15 protein-coding genes and 1 tRNA gene are annotated in these 22,106 nt (G+C 44.2%); 3 read left to right on the top strand and 13 right to left on the bottom strand.

Features of this window, described 5'->3' with window-relative positions:
- Positions 1-142: 142 nt before the first annotated feature.
- The 10 genes from ACK8P8_RS12830 to gcvP all read right to left on the bottom strand — a co-directional run bounded on the left by ACK8P8_RS12830 (position 143) and on the right by gcvP (position 15,759).
- Entirely contained in the window at positions 143-1,231 is a 1,089-nt protein-coding gene (locus ACK8P8_RS12830) for a redoxin domain-containing protein (RefSeq protein WP_369859664.1), read from the bottom strand.
- Positions 1,232-1,233: 2 nt separating this feature from the next.
- Positions 1,234-2,856, bottom strand: a complete 1,623-nt coding sequence (locus ACK8P8_RS12825; RefSeq protein WP_369859663.1) for a PKD-like family lipoprotein — start codon at positions 2,854-2,856, stop codon at positions 1,234-1,236.
- Positions 2,857-2,893: 37 nt separating this feature from the next.
- Positions 2,894-3,868 (bottom strand): DUF4843 domain-containing protein, encoded by a 975-nt coding sequence (locus ACK8P8_RS12820; RefSeq protein ID WP_369859662.1) that lies wholly within the window; start codon positions 3,866-3,868, stop codon positions 2,894-2,896.
- A gap of 23 nt (positions 3,869-3,891) precedes the next feature.
- Positions 3,892-5,295 carry a RagB/SusD family nutrient uptake outer membrane protein gene (locus ACK8P8_RS12815; RefSeq protein WP_099291103.1) on the bottom strand — a complete coding sequence of 468 codons (1,404 nt, stop codon included), beginning with the start codon at positions 5,293-5,295 and terminating at the stop codon, positions 3,892-3,894.
- Between the two features lie 18 nt (positions 5,296-5,313).
- Positions 5,314-8,553 (bottom strand): SusC/RagA family TonB-linked outer membrane protein, encoded by a 3,240-nt coding sequence (locus ACK8P8_RS12810; protein ID WP_410025963.1) that lies wholly within the window; start codon positions 8,551-8,553, stop codon positions 5,314-5,316.
- 221 nt (positions 8,554-8,774) lie between these two features.
- Positions 8,775-9,752: a hypothetical protein gene (locus ACK8P8_RS12805; RefSeq protein ID WP_099291104.1), complete on the bottom strand. Its 978-nt coding sequence runs from the start codon at positions 9,750-9,752 to the stop codon at positions 8,775-8,777.
- Between the two features lie 6 nt (positions 9,753-9,758).
- Positions 9,759-10,892, bottom strand: coding sequence for a redoxin domain-containing protein (locus ACK8P8_RS12800; RefSeq protein WP_369859657.1), 1,134 nt, complete (start codon positions 10,890-10,892; stop codon positions 9,759-9,761).
- Positions 10,893-10,929: 37 nt separating this feature from the next.
- Positions 10,930-12,102 carry a FecR family protein gene (locus ACK8P8_RS12795; protein WP_227216900.1) on the bottom strand — a complete coding sequence of 391 codons (1,173 nt, stop codon included), beginning with the start codon at positions 12,100-12,102 and terminating at the stop codon, positions 10,930-10,932.
- 124 nt (positions 12,103-12,226) lie between these two features.
- Entirely contained in the window at positions 12,227-12,802 is a 576-nt protein-coding gene (locus tag ACK8P8_RS12790; protein ID WP_369859656.1) for an RNA polymerase sigma factor, read from the bottom strand.
- A 68-nt stretch (positions 12,803-12,870) separates the two neighbouring features.
- Positions 12,871-15,759 carry an aminomethyl-transferring glycine dehydrogenase gene (gene gcvP / locus ACK8P8_RS12785; RefSeq protein ID WP_369859655.1) on the bottom strand — a complete coding sequence of 963 codons (2,889 nt, stop codon included), beginning with the start codon at positions 15,757-15,759 and terminating at the stop codon, positions 12,871-12,873.
- Positions 15,760-16,015: 256 nt separating this feature from the next.
- Between gcvP and ACK8P8_RS12780 the strand changes: the two genes are divergently transcribed.
- Positions 16,016-17,350, top strand: coding sequence for an ATP-binding protein (locus ACK8P8_RS12780; protein WP_369859654.1), 1,335 nt, complete (start codon positions 16,016-16,018; stop codon positions 17,348-17,350).
- Between the two features lie 33 nt (positions 17,351-17,383).
- Here ACK8P8_RS12780 and ACK8P8_RS12775 read toward each other — a convergent pair.
- The 3 genes from ACK8P8_RS12775 to gpmI all read right to left on the bottom strand — a co-directional run bounded on the left by ACK8P8_RS12775 (position 17,384) and on the right by gpmI (position 20,062).
- Positions 17,384-17,459: transfer RNA gene (locus ACK8P8_RS12775), tRNA-His, on the bottom strand.
- A 66-nt stretch (positions 17,460-17,525) separates the two neighbouring features.
- On the bottom strand, positions 17,526-18,113 hold the full coding sequence (locus ACK8P8_RS12770) for a DUF3109 family protein (protein WP_369859652.1): 588 nt from the start codon (positions 18,111-18,113) through the stop codon (positions 17,526-17,528).
- Positions 18,114-18,541: 428 nt separating this feature from the next.
- Positions 18,542-20,062, bottom strand: coding sequence for a 2,3-bisphosphoglycerate-independent phosphoglycerate mutase (gpmI, locus tag ACK8P8_RS12765; RefSeq protein WP_369859651.1), 1,521 nt, complete (start codon positions 20,060-20,062; stop codon positions 18,542-18,544).
- A 205-nt stretch (positions 20,063-20,267) separates the two neighbouring features.
- Here gpmI and ACK8P8_RS12760 point away from each other — a divergent pair, with 205 nt between their 5' ends.
- Together ACK8P8_RS12760 and ACK8P8_RS12755 are read left to right on the top strand one after the other, a co-directional pair.
- Entirely contained in the window at positions 20,268-20,603 is a 336-nt protein-coding gene (locus ACK8P8_RS12760; protein WP_099291111.1) for a PadR family transcriptional regulator, read from the top strand.
- A 10-nt stretch (positions 20,604-20,613) separates the two neighbouring features.
- Complete coding sequence (locus ACK8P8_RS12755) at positions 20,614-22,080, top strand: PspC domain-containing protein (protein ID WP_369859650.1); 1,467 nt, start codon at positions 20,614-20,616, stop codon at positions 22,078-22,080.
- Positions 22,081-22,106 lie beyond the last annotated feature (26 nt).

Below are 22,106 nucleotides of genomic sequence, written 5' to 3'. Positions count from 1 at the left end.
TTTTTAGCAATTAATATATTTTACACAAACACATACAAAGATAACAAAACAGGAATCATATAAAAACGGAATTGTTCAAAAAAGGATGAAAACTTAGAGTTCATCCTCTTCTGAACAATTTCTCTCAACAAGAACACCAATTTTATTCTAATCTCTCAGACACCAAAGCTCTTAACTTTTCCCCTCTAAGATTCTTGGCAATAATCCGATTATTCTCGTCCAGCACCAGAATGGTCGGTACGGCATTGATGTTATACATTTTTACCACATCACCTTGCCAACCTTTCAAATCCGAAAGGTGCAACCATGTCAGACCGTCTTTTTTAATCGCCTCTTCCCATTTGTCTTTTTTCTCGTCCAAAGAAACACTTACCACGACAAGCCCTTTCTCTTTAAAATCGTTGTATAACTTCACCATATTCGGATTCTCCATTCGGCAGGGTCCGCACCACGAAGCCCAAAAATCGATGATTTTCAATTTTCCCTTTACCTCATACAAGGCAATCTCCTTCCCTTCTAGAGTAGGCAACGTAAAATTCGGAGCCACGGCATCTACTTCCACGCCCTCTAACGCCCGAATACGCGCAGCCATCAATTTCCCCGGCCCCGTGTGTTTTGCCTTATCCGATAATCCGGCATAACACATTTTCAATCCGTTCAAATCCATCCGTTCCATGCCCGCAGTCTGCACATAAGCCGCCAGTACATTGTCTTTATTTCTTTCCAAGATAACACCAAGTCGTTTTTGCGCCTCTGCAGTCAATTGCTCCAATTTTACTTTCAGTTCGTTCACCGTTCTAAAATGCTTGGCGGCAGAAGCCTCTTCCAATTCCATCTTTACTTTCCGAATCTTTTGATTTTCCTCAGTCACGGCTTCTTGATAGACGTTCAACTCTTTTTGCAACTTTCCTCCCCTAATCACACTCTTTCCGGATTGAAACAATTCCATCTCGTAAGGTGCATCCGTGTCCAAAATAAATACAAAACCGCCACCGTAACCAGCCACATAAATCAAAGCTACACGAGGCTCATCCAACTCACCTTCAATCACGAATTTACCACTTACGATATCACCTTGCCCCAAGGTATCCACACGCCCTACCTCTTGTGAAACTACAATCATTTTTCCCTCGGGCATCTCCGGAATTGCTCCGTTAATCGTGAATTTTTTCTTTTCCCCGAAAACAATCCCGGGGAAAAATAAACAACCTAATACAAATAACTTCCACATAATTAATTCAATCTTCTGGTTATCGCCGTGTAAACAACATCTTTAATCACACCAAACCCCGTAAACACGTGCGAGTCAACATAATCACCCCCCACACTCAATACAACTTCATGCAATTCACCCTGTCCTCCTGCATTTACCACGACACCCAACGTCCTGTAGGGTTCACTTTCATACTGAAAATCCCCCTCCGAATCAGACCTGAATTTCAACCGGGTAATCACATTTCCTGCATCATAAAGTTCCACTTTTTCTTTTGTTACGACATTAAACAAATAAACTTTACTTTCCTCCGTGTATAAAAATTGGTCCATGAATGCAACCGTTGTGGCAAAACATGTATTTCCGTTAAAACCTAACTTACCTAATTTTTCTCGAACTACTTTTATCGGGGACTCATCCGCCTTTGCCGATTTACCTCCTTTACTACTAGCTTCTATTTTCAACAAATAACAAGTATCATTCATCACACCTATTGCCGTAGCACCTTCTTCACTGGAATTTACCGAAATTCCTTTACCCAACCACAATATCTCCATATTATGAGTAACACCTTGTTTATCTACCTCTTGAAGTCCTTCTACAGGAAATGGAGTCAATTTTTCCAGATTATACTCGACAGCCTCTTGAGGATAGATATCTTCACTCACTCCAAAATTATAACAACCATTCATTCCATTCAGACGATAGGACATAAATTTTCGATTCACCTTATCCCACACCGTCACGAAACCGGATTGTGACATATAAATCTTATCTATCACATAGTTCTGTACGTTATCCTCTGCCAAACCCGCAAAATAGAATCCACTAGCACCCGAATGATAAAATTTTCCGGCACCATCGACAACAATAGCATTCCTCCACAATACATGGGAAACTCCATACGCCAGATTAGTCGGGTTTAATCCCGGAGCGAATAAATTCCGTGAAGCCTTAGCATCTTCCAAGGCAAAAGGAAGCATAAATGATGCTGAATCAGACTGAACCACGTAAAGACGTTCCATATCTCGAGTATTAGAAACTTGTCCCGCAAACATCAATGAACTCGCTTTCTGAAACCGCTCCACATCCCAAGTTTCCCGATAAGCATCCAAAGTAATAATCGCATGCGTGGAATCCGGATCCTCCACCGTGGACAATTTCCGATTGTTTTCCTCTCCATTCAACACGAACCACGCATGTACAAAAGGTAATCTTGTTCCCATCGTAAAATCCCGGTAAGCACTAATTCCGGTTTTTGTATCCGTCAATCGGAACTTAACATTATAACTGGATGATTTCCGAACCGGATAAGTAAGTGTTAATTCCTTCGTGAAGACACTATCTGTAACATTTTCATTACCTTCACGATAACTCACCACCCATAAATACTCCATATTCTCTTCCCCCTCGACCTCACTCTGAGAGAAAACAGGAGAATAAGTAACAGACAACTCCTCTTGAATCGGTTGCCGATAAGTATACCGGTACGAAGTCCCTTCCGTAACAACCTCTGGCACGGGATCGAAGGTAAGCCCTTCAATCGTGTTTATATCCTTGTAATCGTAGTTTCCTTTATCATCATAACATCCACAAAGAAGCCACGTGACAAAACTCAATATAACTATTATTCTCTTCATCATATTCCTATTTTACAAATTCATAGACATTCTTCTTTGCTTACAATACCGGGAACTGCTCGAACGGCAACGGATTATCCGGATGCTCTGTGTTATATTGCTCATAAGCATTTCTCAACAACTGATTTAACCTAACCGCATCCCACTCCGCATACCAGTAGACAAAACTTTCATAGTCTGTTGCACTAAGCACCTCCTGCATAAAAGTATGTTTAGCCATAGAATACTCTCCCAATATAGCTAAATGAGGAGGATAATTCCACCACTGTGGAGCCGGCGGTTCCGGGAACGAAAAATCCACCTCTTCGTCCGGGTGTAAAGCCTTATATTCCGCCAACGCTTCATTCAAAGTCTTAAGGTCCTCAGTCCAATTAGCATACGGGTTATACAAGGTCTTCAAAATAGTAACCATAAATGCATATTTATCTTCCGTATACTCTCCTACAACATCATCATCCCATTCTCTCGGTTGCGGGTATCGATTAATCAACCGTACACGATATTCATCCTTTTCCGCTGCCCCCAGTTCCAAAGAAGGATCCGAATTCTCCACGTCGAACACGATGCTCACGGTAAATTCTTTCCGCACTTTTGGATTCAACACGTACACCTCTACCGTATCCTTTAACTGTCCGGCACGAAACACATATGAAGGTTCAAACTCCAAAAATGAAACTGCCGTTGGATCTTCTCCCTCTCCGACCTTAGCTTTCAATCGAAACTCCCGATCATAATCTGCGGCACGTCCCATCAAATACAAATTCAACTTCACACCTTTTTTTAACAAAGAATCTCCCGAATACTTGGGCTCCAAATAATAATCGTTATCACCCGGTCCCCACCGCATCGTATCCGTTACGTACTCTTTCATGAAATCAACAGTAACCCTTAAAGCATTCGTGTCATAATTAAATTGCAGCCCATCTCGCTCCAACGAATAACTGATAATCTCTTTCTCCTGACACGATGCAAAAGAGAGCAACAAAAAACCTATATATAATATATACTTTCTCATAACCAATTCTTTACATTTTTAAATCACTCGGCTTCTCCATAAGTTTTCTCGTCATCCGGAACCGGCAGAACATAAGCAGAAAAGTTCTCCACGGGACAACGATAAAACGTACTCCTATTATGTCTTTTCAAGAAATAAAAATACTGTCCTTCCGCGAAAAACTCCTTCCGGTACTCCTTATCCAACACCTCCAACCGTTGTTCCTCCGTCACATCCGTTCCCAAATTATTACTTCTGGAAATACCCCGAGTAGTTCTCACCGTATTAATATATTGCCCACACTCGGACAAAGCCACAGATTCAGCCAAAATATAATACATCTCGGCTAATCGAATCAAAGGTATTTTTTCTCCATACAACCCCTCACCAAGATATTTGCGACACATCAAAAGATTACTAGCCGTATGATTAAAACCATACCCGGAACGATAACGCATATCATTCAAACCGATTCCCTCGTTAATCTCGAACAATCCGTTTGCATTATTTCCCGTAATATAATACTGCACATCATAAGAGGAACCATTCACCCAGTAATTTTTCAATTTCTCCTCCATATCATACATGGCAAGACCAAAAACGGTCTCTCCATATAAAGAAACATCCTGCTGATTATTCCGAACAAGTTCTAAGCCGGATTTTTCAATCACTTCCCGAGCATACTGTGCAGCCAACTCTTTATTTCCCCGATATAGATATACACGTGCCAACATCGCTTTCACCGCAAACTTATTCATACGATGCTTGCGTTGCCCGATAAAAGGCTCTTCAGCCACATGCTCGTAATTCATCGGATCATTTTTCAACAACTCTTCAGCCGCCTGAAGATCTGCAACAATGCGCTTAACAACTTCATTAGCAGCCATCATAGGAGCGCTCTCCGAATCGAACTTGTCCCGGAAAGGGATACATAACTTCGTGGAATCCAACGAATAAATCGGCCCCCACAAACGCAATATATCGAAATAATGGAAAGCCCGTAACCCAAGAGCCTCACCCTTCATCAAATCTCGATAACCTTCCGTCAAAATAACATCCCCGTTCGTTTCAAGATATTGCAGGAAATTATTGATATTCGCTATCTCGTTATACAATTTCAACCAAATATCGGCTATGGCATTTTTAGAACTTGTAGTCTCACCATACTTGTATATTGCCGCACGCTCCTCATCCGTAACAGCTCCCGGGGCATAATTATCATATCGTTGTACCAATTTCTCTACAAAATCGAATGTCATTTGTCTACCATACGATTTTTCAAGAGTCATCATACTATATAAACCCGTCAATGCACTTTTAAAACCATCCTCCGAAGTAAAGAATTTCTCTGCCTCGATATCCGTTTTGGGGTTCACATCTATCCAATCCTGACAGGACGATAAAAACAATGAAACGGTACAAATTGCAACTACTAATATATTTCTCATCTTGTACTCCTCCACATTTTAATTAAACAATACCGACAAGGACACGTTAAACATCCGGGCAAAAGGATAATCCAACCCCCGCTCCGTCTTGATCGAAGAAATTCGTCCTAAATCCTCCATCGTGGCATTCAATGACACACTTGCTATCCGGCAAGCCTGCAAGAACTTAAAATTCTTCGGGTCAAAACGATAACCAACAGACAAAGATGTAAAGGACAACTCATTACGCTTTTGAACGAAACGACTGCTCATCCCCGTTTGCTGGCTGACAATCGACATTGATTTATAACGGGCATTCCGGTTTTCAGGACTCCAACGACTGGATAACGCTCTACGATCCACATTATACGCCGCACTGGAATTTTCAATTTTATCCACCAACGTTTGATTATACCACCATGCTCCCAGTTCGTAAGTACAAGCTAAAGCAACACTCCAATTCTTATACGTGAACGCGGAAGAAATAGCACCTCTCAATTTCGGTTCCTGATCCCCGACAGCAATCTTATCGAGCGGATCCCAAATATAAGTCTTTTCCCCGTTACGAGTCAAAAACACTTCCTGCCCCGTTGCCGGATCTATTCCCAAGGATGGAACAACAAACAACTGTGTCGTGGACTTCCCCTCTTCATAAATAGCTTCCGGAGAACCGTCTTTCTTCTCCAGATTCTTTTGATTCATCGCCTTCATCTCATTCGAAATCTTCTTGATCACGTTTCTGTTATGCGAGCCATTTGCGGAAACACTCCATTGAATCTGCCGCTCATAATCCTGAACAGGCATCACGCTGAACTGAATATCATACCCTTCATTCTCAACCGCACCCACGTTCATCGTCTTTGACGCAAAACCGGTTGAAGGCGCTATATTGTAATCCAACAACAACTCATCCGTGTAATTATTATAATACGAGAATGATGCATTCACCCGACTATTCCACAACCCAATCTCGAGAGCCAAACTCCGGTTCTTCGTCGTGGACCATCCCAAATCCGGATTACCTATTCCTTTCAATTGAGCACCTAAAATATCCGAAGAAGGATACGGGAACAACAAATCGTCGTAAGTATAAGTTTCTTTCGCCTGATACGGGGAATAACTTTGAGAACCTGTGACTCCATACGAACCTCGTACAACCAAATTAGATATTAATGTATTCTGAAACCATTTTTCCCGGTGTATATTCCAACGAGCACCGGCAGCCCAGAAAGGAGCCATACCCGTGTTCGCTCCGAATTGGGAAGAAAGGTCACCCCGAACACTAAAATCAACAGCAAAGCGCATATCATACATATAACTCACTTGCCCTATCAAACCTACTGTACGGGAAGTTGATTCGGAACCTCTTACCCGATCATCCATCTCGTAAGCGAACAAAAAGTCAGTCATATTATCATTCGGGAAACCGAATGCTTGTAAATTGACACTGTTATTCTTTGATTCATCCACATTCCAACGCGCAAACAAACTCAACAAATGCTTATCCTTCGTGTAATTATAATTCACGGAAGCATTCACACTCCACGCCACATTATCTCCCGTATTCTTCTCGTACGAACCTTTTTTAGTTAGATCCTCCTGCGGGATAAAATCAGTATGATTCATCGATTTAAACTTTTCCATACGGGAAATACCTTTTGTTATGGAAGCTCCCATCGACACACGGAAATTTTCCTGTATAGCACACTCTATCGTGAAATTATCCACCACATTAAAATTCTCTGTAAAATCCTTGTATTTAAACAAAGTATTATACAACGGATTTACCACTGTCACGGTTCCACCTCCCTCTCCCGGCAATATCTTTTGATCCAAGAAACTCGTGTATCTTCCGTTCTCATCCGTCTTCCGGTAATAAGGATTCAATCTCGTGTACTGGCTAAACGAACCGTACGGAGAATTATCACCCCTCACGTTCGACAATGTTAATTGGTTTTGAATATTCCATTTTTCCCGACGGTATTGAAGTGACAATCCTAACCCCATAGTATTTCGGCCCGATTCCTTCATCACACCCGGCTCTCTCGAATAATTCAAGCTCAAATTATACCTCAATGCCTCGTCACCACCTTCCATGGATAGCGTATGGCGATGTGTTACAGCTGTACGCAAAGGCTCCGATAACCAATACGTGTCTACTCCTCTTTGAATTTCTGCCTTATAATAATTATAATAATTCAATTGGCTCGTGGTCGTGAACACCCCGGCCTGTCGCTCGTATTCCAATTTCTCTTTCGCATTCATCAAATTATAATCCGATAAATCGGGAACGGATATACCCATATTCATGCTGTATGATATATTCAACGCACCCGGAAGCGGCTTCTTCGTTTCCACGACAACCACTCCATTTGAAGCCTTGGAACCATAAATAGCGGTAGCTGCCGCATCCTTCAAAATTGTGATCGACTCCACCCGCTCCGGATCAAGATCCACTATACGCTGCAATGTAGTTTCAAAACCGTCCAACACGAAAAGCGGCATATTCGGGCGTTGTGAATAATCACCCATCATCATCTCCATACTATTCGCATCCACTCCCCCGTTACCCAATTGCACATCTCCCCGTAAACGGAACTCCGGCATTGCATTCGGGTTCGACCCTGCCCGATTATTTTCCAAGATACGGAAACTGGGATCAAACACTTGAAGCGCCTTTAACAAATTATTCGGACTAAGTTTCTTCAACTCGCTTCCCTTTACCGTCACGTAACCACCCGAGAAACTCTCCACCTTACGAGGAGCCATACCCGTCACCACAACATCCTCCAGTTCTGTCTGCTTCTCGGTCAACTTAATCACCACGTTCTCCATATTTCCCGTCACCGGAACAATTTCCTCCTCGTATCCCACGAAAGACACCAACAAGGCAGAAGTCCCCTCCGGCACCTCAATAAAAAACTTCCCGTCAATATCCGTCACAACACCCATTGCTTTGTTTTCCTTGAGAATAATACTCGCCCCGGGCAACGTTTCTTTCGTTGCCGCATCTATTACCGTCCCTCGAATCTTAAAAACGACCACCCCTTGTGCGGACTTCTTGTATTTCAAAACCACGACCCGGTTCATCTGGTATTCCACCTCAACCGACTGATCGCCTAACACAAGCAATAACACGTAGTCCAACGTCCTATCTTTCACATCGAAAGAAACACGCTTATCAACATCAATCTGTGAATGATTATAAAAGAATCTCACCTTCGCCGCCGAAGCCAACGTGTCCAACACCTGATTCAACTTCATATCCTTCACGTTCATAGTAATCTTCGTGTTTTTATACTCTTGTTCCTGTCCAAAAACATTCTGTATAGAGAACAATACACATAAAAAAACACAACAAACCAATTTAATAATTAAATCTCTACAGATCCACTTCTTTTTTTGCATAGTTTTGTATTGTTTTTAGTTTAGAGGCTTTAAATTAAAATCTATTCTAGAGGGGAATATAGTGCGAATATATTTCCCTCTATATTTTAAGCCTATTGCATCACTTGATTCAATATTTTCTTGTACTCTTTTTCCTTATTATACTTCTTCAAATAATCTTTCACCAACTTCTCGACCATATCAAAATCCTTATTTGCTGCCACCGCATCATATAAGAACACGAAAAGCGCCGTATCCCTCAACGCACCCTCGTAAAAAGCTGCCAAATCCTTGTATTGCTCCTCAATAGAAGTCGGAGCCTTATACTCTTTGCCTGCGGCACGGGCTTCCCGTTCTCTCACGTAATCTTTATAAGGCGACAACATACACATGTAAGCCCTATTTCTCAATGAAGCTTTATCATTACGCAACTTATACTCTTTCAATACACTCCAATAATCGGCAGTCATACAATCCTCCAATTTCTTCTTGTGCACTTCGGCACTAGCGTAAGGATAAGTAATCAGATTAGTCAACAGCGTACCCTCGATACTCGATAATACCATATTATACATCTCTGGCGTAATCTCACCCTTTACCTTATCCAAAATAGCTTTTTCATCCTTCAACTCCTGCACGGTAGCCTCGTGGAACTTCTTGGCATCAACTTGTGTCACCAGCATCGCCGGAATATTCGTCTTGTAACGCCGTTCACGCTGTAACATCTCTTTCTCGTATACCTTCGTGTTCACCGCCACTGCCGCTGGAGTTCCCGAGAATTCCACTTTATCATAACTCCGCCCTTTATAAGTAACCTTCAAATGAATAGAATCTCCCGGTTGCAAAAACACCTCGATAAAAGTATTCAGCTTCAATGTAGTAATATCATCCAAATCCACCGTGAATTCCATCAACTGTCCGTCCTTGTACGGAAACTCCATATTAATCCCATCCTTCTCAAGAAAATCAAAATGTAATTTATCTCCCTGATAACCGTATATTTCCGCACTCACTACCGTGGGACGCCCTTTCGCGTTACACGTCCAAGAGAACAACCCACATAAAAATACCGTCAACAACAAATACCTCATACCCTATTATTTATTTAAAACTTCCTTTACCTTCTTAATCAACTCTTCACCTCTAAGATCCAACGCAATAACTTTACCTTGCGGATCAATCAATACGGTATAAGGCACTGCCGTCACGTTACACAATTTCACGGGAGGCGTTCCCCACGATTTCAAATCACTCACTTGAATCCACTTCATTTTATTTTTCTCTACCGCATTTAGCCAAGCATCTCTCTTTTGATCCAAAGATACCCCCACGATTTCAAAATTCTTTCCCTTACACTCCTTGTAAAGTTTCACCACGTTAGGCATTTCCCTCATACATGGTCCACACCACGATGCCCAAAAATCAATCAACACGTATTTCCCTCTCAAGCTACTCAATTTAAATAAATTACCATCCTTATCAGGCAATTTGAAATCCGGCATATCACTTCCCACCTTAAACTCAGCCAATCGAATATATTCATCCAACTGTTTCGTGTAAGGATGCTCGTTCAAACTCGGATCGACCAAGGCTCTCAACTTCTTTAATTCATCCAAAGAAACATTCGCCCGCATCTCCCAAAAAATCATAAAAGGAGCTATTGCCTGATCGGAATAACGTTTTACCAATTCTTCCTGCAACTCCAAATTTCTTCTATTATGAAAATCCGTACGGGCCTTAAAATCTCTGGCCCTCGCCTCATCCGATTGGTTCCGGTTCAGCAACATATCAACACGGGCAGCCCGACTAACACTATCCATATGAAACTTTTGCGTTGCCCTATAAGCACTAAAAATCTCATTATTCGGCGTACCAACCACATCAGAATTCAAAAAAAACTGCGAATTAGCTTTCACGCGAACCGTTCCTCTTTCCACCCAAACAGGAGTAATCGGACTCAAACACTCCGGATCACCACTCTTAACGAAATACATCCTCGGAACGCTACAATCTTTAACGACAAACGTGTATTGATTATCAACGACATCACAACTATCCACAACCCACGACTCCCCATTAATCTCCTTCTCTTCCACCAAATACACCTTCTTACCCTTATAAACTCCATCCAATACACCGCGAATCACGCAATCCTCGCTTATCGTTTCACTCTGCCCGAAAAGCCCGACAAACGACATTATCAAACATCCTAATACTAAAATCCTTTTCATACAAATTGCTTTAACTTCAAATTAAACATGATAAAAATCACCTAACGTATAATTTATTACCCTCCATTCTACACGATAAAGAGGACGTCTCCCCCAATCGCTGAACAAAAGCATCAAAACTTTCTTCTTTATTCACCACGCCCGTGAATATCGACTCTCCCACACTCCCTTCCAGCACAATCTCCACCGCGTACCAACGCTCCAATATCCGGGCTACATCAGCCAATTTCTTTCCCCGGAACACGTACTGCCCGTCTTTCCAAGCAATGAAATCTCCCGCATCCACCACAGCCATCTCCACGTAATTCCTTTCGCGATCATAACGCAACTGGTCATCCGGTTTCAACTCGTAACACCGCTCCCCCGCGTAAGCTTCCACTTTCCCGCTAACCAAAGTCACTTCCACGAGCCTATCCCCTTTATACGCGTTGACATTAAAAGACGTACCAAGAACCTTAACACGTACCCCGTCCATTTCCACGAAGAAAGGATGACTCTCGTCCCTAGCCACTTCAAAATACATCTCGCCCGAGGCATATACCACCCGTTCGTCGCCACCGAAAGCCACCGGGTAGCGCAACTTGGAACCGGCATTCAACCACACCTTTGTTCCATCCGCCAAAGTGAAACTATAATCACACAAAACCGGAGTTTCCAATGTATTATACACCGTTTCCCCCTTCACCGAATCGGGAACACAATACTCCAAACCACCCGCTTCGTTCTCCCGCACCTGTATCCCTTGCACCTCATCCAAAAGAATACCTTCCCCGTACAATACCATCTCCTGCCCGTTAGAAAGGGTCAACGTGGGAACTCTCCGCCCCGTTACCGCCACTTCTACCCGTTGGTTCTCCTTCGGCATCATCTCTCCCTCTTCCCGGTTAAAGTAGAACAAAGCCACCCCTAAAGGCAACAGTAACATCGCCGCATATCGCACCATTCGTCTTACTCTCCGCCTCCGGTCGCCCAAAACTTTCCTCCTCCGCACGAAAAAATCAAAGGCCGTCTGCACGTCAGCTCCCCGGTATTGCCTAATCTTTTCCCGTGCCACCACGTCCGAATAAATTCGGTCAAACAGCATCTTGTTATGCCCCGACGCCCTCTTCCAAGAATCCAACTTCGCTTGCTCATCCCGCGTGATCTTCCCTGCCAAACTCTTGGATATCAATCTTGATATTTCAAATAATATCTCTTTCTTTGAATCCATAATCTATACTTTATCAATAGACACAAACATTACTTCCCTGTCCATTCATATATAAAACGCACATCCTTTCCAAAAGGGGGGATGAAAAATAAAAAATAATATACGATTTTATTCGTAACGAACGTTACAACCAAATCAAACTAACCAGACAAATCAAATCAGCATCTTTCAAACGAGAAATCAATTTTCTCTTCCCGTTACTTTTATATTCTTTCACGGTATCCACCGAAATCTCCATCTTTTCAGCTATCTCCGCGATCTTCAACCCTTCAAGAGTCAACATCATTACCATTTTGCATTGAGGCGGTAATGTATCGACGGCAGCCATCAGACGGGCATACACGTCTTCTTCCAACACTTTATCCCAAAAGTGTTCTTCTTCCGTTTGCGAGGACAAAACTTCCTTGTAATATTTATCCCGCACCTTCTGTTTCCTGAAATGGCTGATACATTTATTCTTCAGAGAACTATACAGGAAATATTTAACCTCGTTCTCCGTTTTGAATTTGTACCCGCTTTCCAACAACGAGATAAATACATCTTGAACCAAGTCCTCCGCCACATCATTATCTTTCACGTAATAATTCGCCAGAGCTTTCAACGCCACGTAATAAATTCGATACAAGTGTTGATAAGCCCGGTTATCTTTCCGTGCCAGCAAATCCAATAATTCCTCTTGATTCAATGCATCGTCTCCCATTGACAAAGATAAAAGAGGAAGCGTTCCAAACACCTCATGGAACGCTTCCCGCTATAATAACCTGAAAATTAATTTTCTTCCGTGTAAGACTCAAGCGGGTCACAAGTACACATCAGGTTACGGTCACCGTAACCGTCGTCTACACGACCTACTTGCGGCCAGAACTTGTTCTCTGCCACCCAAGCCAGCGGGTAAGCCGCTTTGCTACGCGGGTAAGCGTGTGACCATTCATCGGCGGTCAACACTTTATGCGTGTGAGGCGCGTTCTTCAAAACGTTGTCCGTCTTGTCAGCCTTGCCCTCGCCCACTTCGATCATCTCTTCACGAATCGTGGTTAATGCCGCGATAAAGCGATCCAGTTCTTCTTTCGGCTCGCTCTCGGTAGGCTCAACCATCAACGTCCCGTGAACAGGGAACGACAAAGTAGGAGCGTGGAACCCGAAGTCCATCAAACGTTTCGCGATATCCAACTCGGAAATACCGTACTCTTTGTTGAACATGTTACAATCCCAGATCATCTCGTGCCCTACACGACCTTGCTTTCCTTTATACAGAATCTTGAAGCCCAACTTCTCGAAAGAAGAAGCCAGATAATTGGCGTTCAAGATAGCCATCTTCGTTACCATTTCCAATCCCTCGGCACCCAACATCAGCAAGTAACCGTAAGTCACGGGCAACATACCCACCGAACCGTAAGGAGCGGCAGCAACAGCATGGATACCTTCCTCGCCTCCGGTCTTCACCATCGTGTGCGACGGCAAGAATTTCACCAGGTGAGAAGCCACGCAGATAGGACCTACACCGGGGCCGCCACCGCCGTGAGGCATAGCAAACGTCTTGTGTAAGTTCAAGTGACACACGTCAGCACCAATCGTACCGGGGTTCGTCAAACCGCATTGCCCGTTCATGTTAGCCCCGTCCATGTAGAACAAACCGCCATTCTCGTGAATAATATCCGCCAACTCTTTGATAGACTCCTCGAAAATACCGTGAGTCGACGGGTAAGTAATCATAGCACCCACCAAATTATCACGATGCTCGATAGCCTTCTTGCGGAAATCCTCCACGTCAATATTACCCTCCGGGTCTGTAGCCGTCACGATAATCTTGAAACCCGCCATCGTGCTTGACGCGGGATTAGTTCCGTGCGCGGAAGAGGGAATCAAAATCACGTTCCGATGCCCTTCCCCTCTGGCGATATGATATTGGCGAATCACCATCAACCCCGTGTACTCACCCGCTGCACCGGAATTAGGCTGCAAACTGCATCCTGCAAAACCGGTCACCTTACACAACATATCCTCCGTTTCACGTATCATCTGTTGATACCCCTCTGCTTGAGAAAGCGGAACAAACGGGTGCAAACCGCCAAACTCCGGCCAAGTAATAGGCAACATCTCCACTGCCGCATTCAACTTCATCGTGCAAGAACCCAATGAGATCATGGAAGTAGCCAAAGAGATATCCCTTCTCTCCAGATTCTTCATGTAACGCATCATCGCAGTTTCCGAGTGATAAATATTAAACACAGATTGCGTCAAAATCTCGTCCTCACGCAACATCGCCGGTTCCAACACCGTGCGGTCGTCAATAAACTCGACACGCTCGGCTGTCTTCCCTGCCGCCTTGGCAAAGATACCGATCAACGTGTTGATTTCCTCCTCGTTGATTTTCTCGTCAGTAGACAGACCGACCACTTTTCCGCACCCGCAATCACAATAGAACAAGTTTATTTCCTGCTCCAAAGCGGCATCGCGCACCGCCTCTTGAGTTACACCTTCCGGCAACTCGAAACGAAGCGTATCGAAGAATTTCTCCACTTTCAGCTTGTAACCCAACTTCTGGATTTCTTCTGCCAGAGTCACTGCCGCCGAGTGAATATGACGAGCGATACGCTCCAGTCCTTCACGCCCGTGGTAAGCGGCATAGAATCCCGCCATCGTGGCGTTCAACGCCTTGGCAGTACAGATATTGGAAGAAGCCTTCTCCCGTTTGATATGTTGTTCGCGAGTCTGCAAAGCCAGACGCAAAGCATGATTTCCCTGTGCATCGATCGTCACGCCGATAATACGCCCCACGATATTACGCTTGTACTCCTCTTTCGTTGCCATGTAAGCGGCGTGAGGTCCACCGTAAGACATCGGGATACCGAAACGCTGGGTAGTACCCACTGCCACGTCGGCACCCCATTCTCCCGGGGCAGTCAGCAACACGAGACTCATCATATCAGCGACAGCAGTCACCAACGTTCCGTTAGCGTGTGCACGATCGGCAAAAGCCTTATAATCCCGTACCTCCCCGTTAGCGGCAGGGTATTGCACGATAGCACCGAATACATCCGGTGTAAATTCAAATGTATCATAGTCACCGTAAACCAACTCGATTCCTTGCGGCGCGGAACGGGTAACCAACACGTCCTTCGTCTGCGGGAATATCTGGTTATCCACGAACAATTTATTCGCCCCGGCTTTCTTCATCTCCTTACCGCGCAAACCATACATCATGGTCATAGCTTCGGCAGCAGCCGTAGCCTCGTCCAGCAACGAACAGTTGGCAATCTCCATCCCGGTCAACTCGACTACCATCGTCTGGAAATTCAACAACGCTTCCAGACGTCCCTGAGAAACCTCTGCCTGATAGGGAGTGTAAGAGGTATACCATGCCGGATTTTCCAAAATATTCCGTTGGATCACGGCAGGTGTAATCGTGTCGTAATATCCCTGTCCGATAAACGTCCTGTACAATTTATTTTTTGAAGCTACCGCCTTGATCCGAGAGAAGAACTCGAACTCGGTAAGAGGAGCCGGTAAATCCAGCGGATTCTTCAACCGGATTGATTCGGGTACGGTTTGCTCTATCAACTCGTCAAGAGAACTGACACCGACCACCTTGAGCATATCCTCGATATCCTCCGGACGCGGCCCTATGTGTCTCCACAAAAATTTGTCTGTTGCCATCTATTTATTCCTAATTATTAATGATTTATACTCTAAACCATCGTTTCGTCAACGATTGTGTAAAAATAGACATAATTCCGCTTAATACCAAAAAACGAATAAAAAGTTACAGTTTATAATACAGTCTTACAATTCCGCCGTGGCGAAATTACCCGTGGCGAAATTTGTTTCTGTTTCTCTTTTATATTACCTTTGCTTCAAATTCCGCCGTGGCGAAATTCGCGGCGGCGAAAATAATGACATTACAGAGAACCCTATGAAATTTTACAATCGAGAAAAAGAATTGGAATTACTTGCCCGGACAAGGGAAATTGCTTTCAACAATCATTCACAGATGACAGCAATAACCGGACGCAGACGGATCGGGAAAACAAAACTTATATTGAAAAGTTGCGAGGGCACCCCCACGGTTTATCTTTTCGTAAGCAGAAACAATGAAGCGGCACTGTGCCAACAATTCGCGCAAACCGCGAGTAAATCCTTAGACACATTCATCCCTGCTGAAATATCCTCTTTCGTGGGGTTGTTCGAGATGCTCATGAACTTGGGAAAAAATCTATCTTTCAACCTTGTAATAGACGAGTTTCAAGAGTTTTTTTACATCAACCCTGCCATTTACAGCGGGATGCAAGATGTTTGGGATAGGTACAAAGACACAACACGTGTAAACTTCATAGCAAGCGGTTCGGTTTATACTCTAATGCACCGTATATTCATGGAATACCGCGAACCGTTATACGGTCGCTGCGACAACATTGTCAAATTAAAATCATTTACTCCCTCTATCATCAAAAAGATTCTGGCAGACTACAACCCGAAATACACTAACGACGACCTGCTAGCTTTATACACTTTTACCGGGGGAGTTCCCAAATATATTGAAATCCTACTTGACAAAGGATGCTACACGATAAACGATATGGTCGACTGTCTTCTTCAAGAAAACTCGATATTCCTTGAAGAGGGGAATATATTGCTAATCCAAGAGTTCGGCAAAAAATACGGAAATTATTACGCCATTCTTTCCGCCATCGCCTCAGGCAGAAACACTTCGGCGGAAATATCCGAATCCATCGGCAACACGAGCGCAGGTGGTTTATTACAACGTCTTGAAGAAGATTACAAGGTAATAGCAAAAAAACGCCCGATTCTATCCAAGGAAGGTTCGCAGACCGTTCGTTACGAGATTTCGGATAATTTCTTACGGTTTTGGTTTCGTTATATCGTAAAATATCAAAGCTATATACAATCCGGGCTTTTAAATGATCTCGCTGGGATCGTCAAAAATGATTACCCCACTTATTCCGGGATCATGCTGGAAAAATACTTCAGGGAGCAACTCATAGAGAAACAATTATATAGCAATATCGGTTCATGGTGGGAAGCATCCAAAGGAAAAGACAAAGAACAGCATGAAATTAATATCGTGGCAATTTACGCCCATGAAAAAAAAGTACTCGTTGCCGAGGTAAAACGTCAACGCAAGAATTTCAAACCCGAACTATTTCAAGAAAAAGTCGAAGCGATTCGTACAAAACTATTCTTCAAACACGAGATAGAAACGACTTGCTTCACGTTAGATGATATGTAAAAAGCGGAGAACTTTCATTCTCCGCTTTCTCGCGGGTGGAAGACCGGGTTCGAACCGGCGACCTTCGGAACCACAATCCGACGCTCTAACCAACTGAGCTACATCCACCATTTTGCTTTTGCGCTGCAAAGATAGAACAACTTTCGTTTCTCGCAAAGAAAAAGCTACAAAAATTTTACCGTCGGAACTTAATTTTTCCCGTCTCGATCTCCCGAGCGGCGTAGCACAGCTGCTCGTACCACTCCTCCCCGTATTTCGTGATCAAGGCATCTTTCAGGAACACGTAGACCGGAACTCCCTCTCGCTCACCCTTTAACCTTGCACATGCACATATCGACCATTGATCGTAATTCATCGCCTCATAATTCTGGTACTGCTTCACCCGTATCGGGTACAAGTGACACGAGATAGGTTTCCGGAAACTGCTCTCGCCCCGGCTCCACGACTTCTCGATAGCACACCAGCAACTTCCCCCCTCCTCTATCGCGTAGGCGCACTCCCGTCCCCCGATCAGCGGGGTCACCAAATCACCCTCGACATCAATCGTCGAGAAACCTTGCTCCTCCACGGCGGCAAGCCCTTCCGGCTTCATGTACGGGCGAATCTTCTCGTAATTCTCCCGAATCCGCTCCGCTTCCCCCTCTTCCAATGGAGCCCCGGAATCCCCTTCCACACAACAAGCTCCTTTGCATACTGCCAAATCACAACAAAACTTCTTCTCGAAAATATCGAGGCTTATAATCGTATCCCCTATCTGTATCATGTGCTAATTGAAAATTGAAAATGCAAAATTGAAAATGTTTTTTCAAAGTTACAATAATCTCACCCTTATTTCTCTCGTGTTTAAGCAGAGTTTAGTTAAATAACATGTATTATTATTTTATATTCTTTATACTTGCCTTATATCATCTCCTATTCAACTCCCATTCATCTCCTATTCAAAGCCTATTTTAAAGGTGTAAAAATAGTATTTTAATTGAAATTGAATAAAATTTAATAAGGCGAAAATACATCGTATTATCTATTTCAAAAACAATAAAATAATGAAACACACCCGAAACTCTCCTCGAAAAAAGGAGAAAAAACACCCTATCGGTCAACGTACCGACTGAAAATAAACAAGGGAGGCAGTCAACACATACGCTAACTTACCTCCCCTTCCACTAGTTGCAAAAATGGAATTCGATATACTTAAACTAATAAGGATTTACCCGTCATTTCCTTAGGCTGGGGAAGTCCCATGATAGCCAGCACGGTGGGTGCAACATCTGCCAACACTCCATCCCGCAAATGGTCGCATTTCGAATCGGTCACCCAGATGCACGGCACGGGGTTCAGCGAGTGTGCCGTGTTGGGCGTCCCATCCTCGTTCACGGCATTGTCGGCATTCCCGTGGTCGGCAATGATAAGCACGTCGTAGCCGTTGGCACGGGCGGCGGCAACTGTTTTTCCCACGCATTCATCCACCGTGGCAACAGCTTTTTGTATTGCCTCGTACACTCCCGTGTGTCCCACCATGTCGCCGTTAGCGTAATTCAAACAAATGAAATCAACCTCTCCTTGGTTTAACACCTCCACGATCTTCTCCGTCACGGCAGGAGCGGACATCTCGGGTTGCAGGTCATAAGTCGCCACCTTGGGAGAAGGCACCAGAATACGGGATTCTCCCTCGAAAGGTTCCTCCCGCCCGCCATTGAGGAAGAAGGTCACGTGCGCGTATTTCTCCGTTTCGGCGATGCGCAATTGCTTCAACCCTTGAGCGGATATATATTCCCCGATCGTGTTCACCACGTTGTCTTTATCAAAAAGGATATGCAATCCCTTGAATTTAGCATCGTAAGGAGTCATCGTGCAATAATGCAACGGCAGGGTTTTCATACCGTATTCCGGCATATCTTCCTGAGTCAACACGATGGTCAACTCCTTTGCCCGATCGTTGCGGAAGTTAAAGAAGATCACGGCATCACCCTCTTGTATCGTGCCTAACGGTTTACCCGCCTCGTCAACGCACACAATCGGTTTCACGAACTCGTCGGTTACGCCCGCGTCATAGGAAGCCTGCATGGCTGCCGCGGGATCGGTTGCCGGGGTTCCCACGCCTTTCACGATCAAATCGTAAGCCTCTTTCACGCGTTCCCAACGTTTGTCCCTGTCCATGGCGTAATAGCGCCCGATGATAGAAGCGATTCGCCCGCCGGATTGTTTCGTGTGATTCTCCAGTTCCTCGATAAAACCTTTCCCGCTCTTGGGATCGGTGTCGCGCCCGTCCATAAAACAATGAACGAAAGTCTTCTCCACCCCAAACTCTTTTGCCAAATCACAAAGGGCAAAAAGGTGATCCAAGGAACTGTGCACGCCCCCATTGGATACCAAACCCATGAAATGCATCTGCTTCCCGTTCTCGCGAGCGTAAGTGAACGCTTTCACGATCTCCGGATTTTGAGCTATCGAATGGTCACGGCAAGCCCGGTTGATTTTCACCAAGTCTTGATAGACAACCCGTCCCGCACCGATATTCAAATGCCCCACCTCGGAATTTCCCATTTGCCCGTCCGGCAAACCTACATTTTCTCCGCTCGTGTAAAGTAACGAACGAGGATTCCGGCTCGCCAATCCCGTGATATTCGGCGTGGGAGTACTCCCGATAGCGTCTGAATGGTCGTGCTTACCAATACCCCAACCATCCAATATCATCAATAATACTTTTTTCATATCTATTTTATTTATTCTTGTTTTCAACTTCTAAACGGAGAGCAAAGTTAAATGATAATATTCAGTTTATCGCCTTATTTTCAGGGAAAATCAACGAAAACGTTTGTCATGACAAAAAAATAATCGATATTTTTATAGTACTATGTATTGCATAATACTATTTTTTATTTATATCTTTGCCATGCAAAACTAAACAAATCAAGATATGAATATCGAGAACACGCAGGCTCAAATGAGAAAAGGGATTCTGGAGTATTGTATCTTGCTGATAATCTCGCAAAGGGACGCTTACGTTCCGGACATCATCAGCAGGTTGAAATCCTCCCGGATGATCGTTGTCGAAGGCACGATATATCCCTTGTTGACCCGTTTAAAAAACACGGGTTTGCTTTCATATCGCTGGGAAGAATCACAACAAGGTCCACCCCGCAAGTATTACAGTATCACGGAAAAAGGACGGGAATTTCTCAAAGAACTGGAAAACTCTTGGAATGAACTGACCTCCGCCGTGGACAGTATCAAGGAAAACCCTAACAACTAAATTTTAAATCATGAAAAAGACTTATACAATCAATCTAAGCGGGAAGATTTTCCACATTGATGATGATGCCCTGGATAAATTGCAAACATACATCAACACGCTCAAGACGCATTACTCCCGTGAAGAAGACGGCAACGAGATCATGGAAGATATCGAGAACCGTATCGGGGAATTGTTCACGGAATACCTGAAAGGACAATACCGGGAAGTGGTTACCATCGACGACGTGGAACAAGTGATTGCCACCATGGGCGCCCCGAATGATATCATAGATGAAGACGAAGAACCACAAAAGCCCGCAACACCAAAGCAAACCAAAAAACTATACCGGGATCCGGACAATCGCGTGTTCGGGGGTGTTGCCGGGGGAATGGCAGCTTACTGGGGTATATCGCCCCTGCTGCTTCGGGTATGTTTTATCATCATGACGTTCTATTACGGGATATTCTTTATCGTGTACATTATCCTGTGGATTGCCGTGCCCAAGGCAAAAACATCCAAGCAAAAACTGGAAATGAAAGGAGAGGACATCAATGTTTCCAATATAGAGCGTTCTATCAAGGAAGAATATCAAGAAGTCAAACACGGCAAAGGTGCCAAATACGCTAACCGTGTCGGCGAAGGCTTCTCGGACGCGATGCTCATCGTGGGGAAGGTGCTCGCTATCATCATCGGGATAGGACTTTTTTGCGGGGGTATATTTTTCTTATTTTGCCTGCTCTCCGCCTTGTTCTTACCTCATTGGTTCCCGTGGGGAGAAAGTTACATGGGAATAACTTACGCACTCTCGCCCGCCAGTCTTATATTGGGCAAAATCGGCATACTTTTCCTTTTTGGAATTCCTATAATCATGATCATTTTCACGGCGATCAAATTGTTGTTCTCCTTCAAGAGCAACAACAAGGCGATCGCCTTTTCTGCCCTAGGCTTATGGCTTGCCAGTCTGACATTGCTTATTATCGTCGCCATCAGCGAGGGAACGACATGGACTCCCCGCACGAACACTTACGAGGAAACTATTCAGCCGGGCAAATGTGAAACGCTCACGATTCAAGTGGATAAACGACATATCGTACCTAAGGACTTCTACCGGAACAGAGGAGTGCTTCAACTGCACGAGGGTAATTTGTTCTCTCCCTACTTTGCCATCCGCCCCTCGCACGGCAACACGGCAAGTATTGTCATCCGGTACTCCACGCACGAGAACAACCCGCAAAAGGAAGACATTACTTTCGATTACAAGTACACCAACGACACGTTACGATTCGACAATTACGCCCAATTGAACAGTAAATGGAGAGCGCAGAACGTGGATATCACGGTTTATCTCCCCGAGGGTACAAAAATACGGTTCACCCCGGAAGCGGTGAATCATTTAAGCAAGCGTAGACATGCGGCTTACCCTTTATATTCTGAACTAAACGACCATAAATCATTATTCATCATGCAAGACGGAGAGATTAGACCTCTCCTGTAAAAAGAAGCGGCAGACCTTTATCCCTT

It is taken from the genome of Butyricimonas muris (assembly GCF_046365375.1).
In the GTDB taxonomy this organism is placed as follows: Bacteria; Bacteroidota; Bacteroidia; order Bacteroidales; family Marinifilaceae; genus Butyricimonas; species Butyricimonas muris.
The sequence above is the reverse complement of the archived record's forward strand: the minus strand, read 5'-3'. Positions and strand labels throughout refer to the sequence as shown.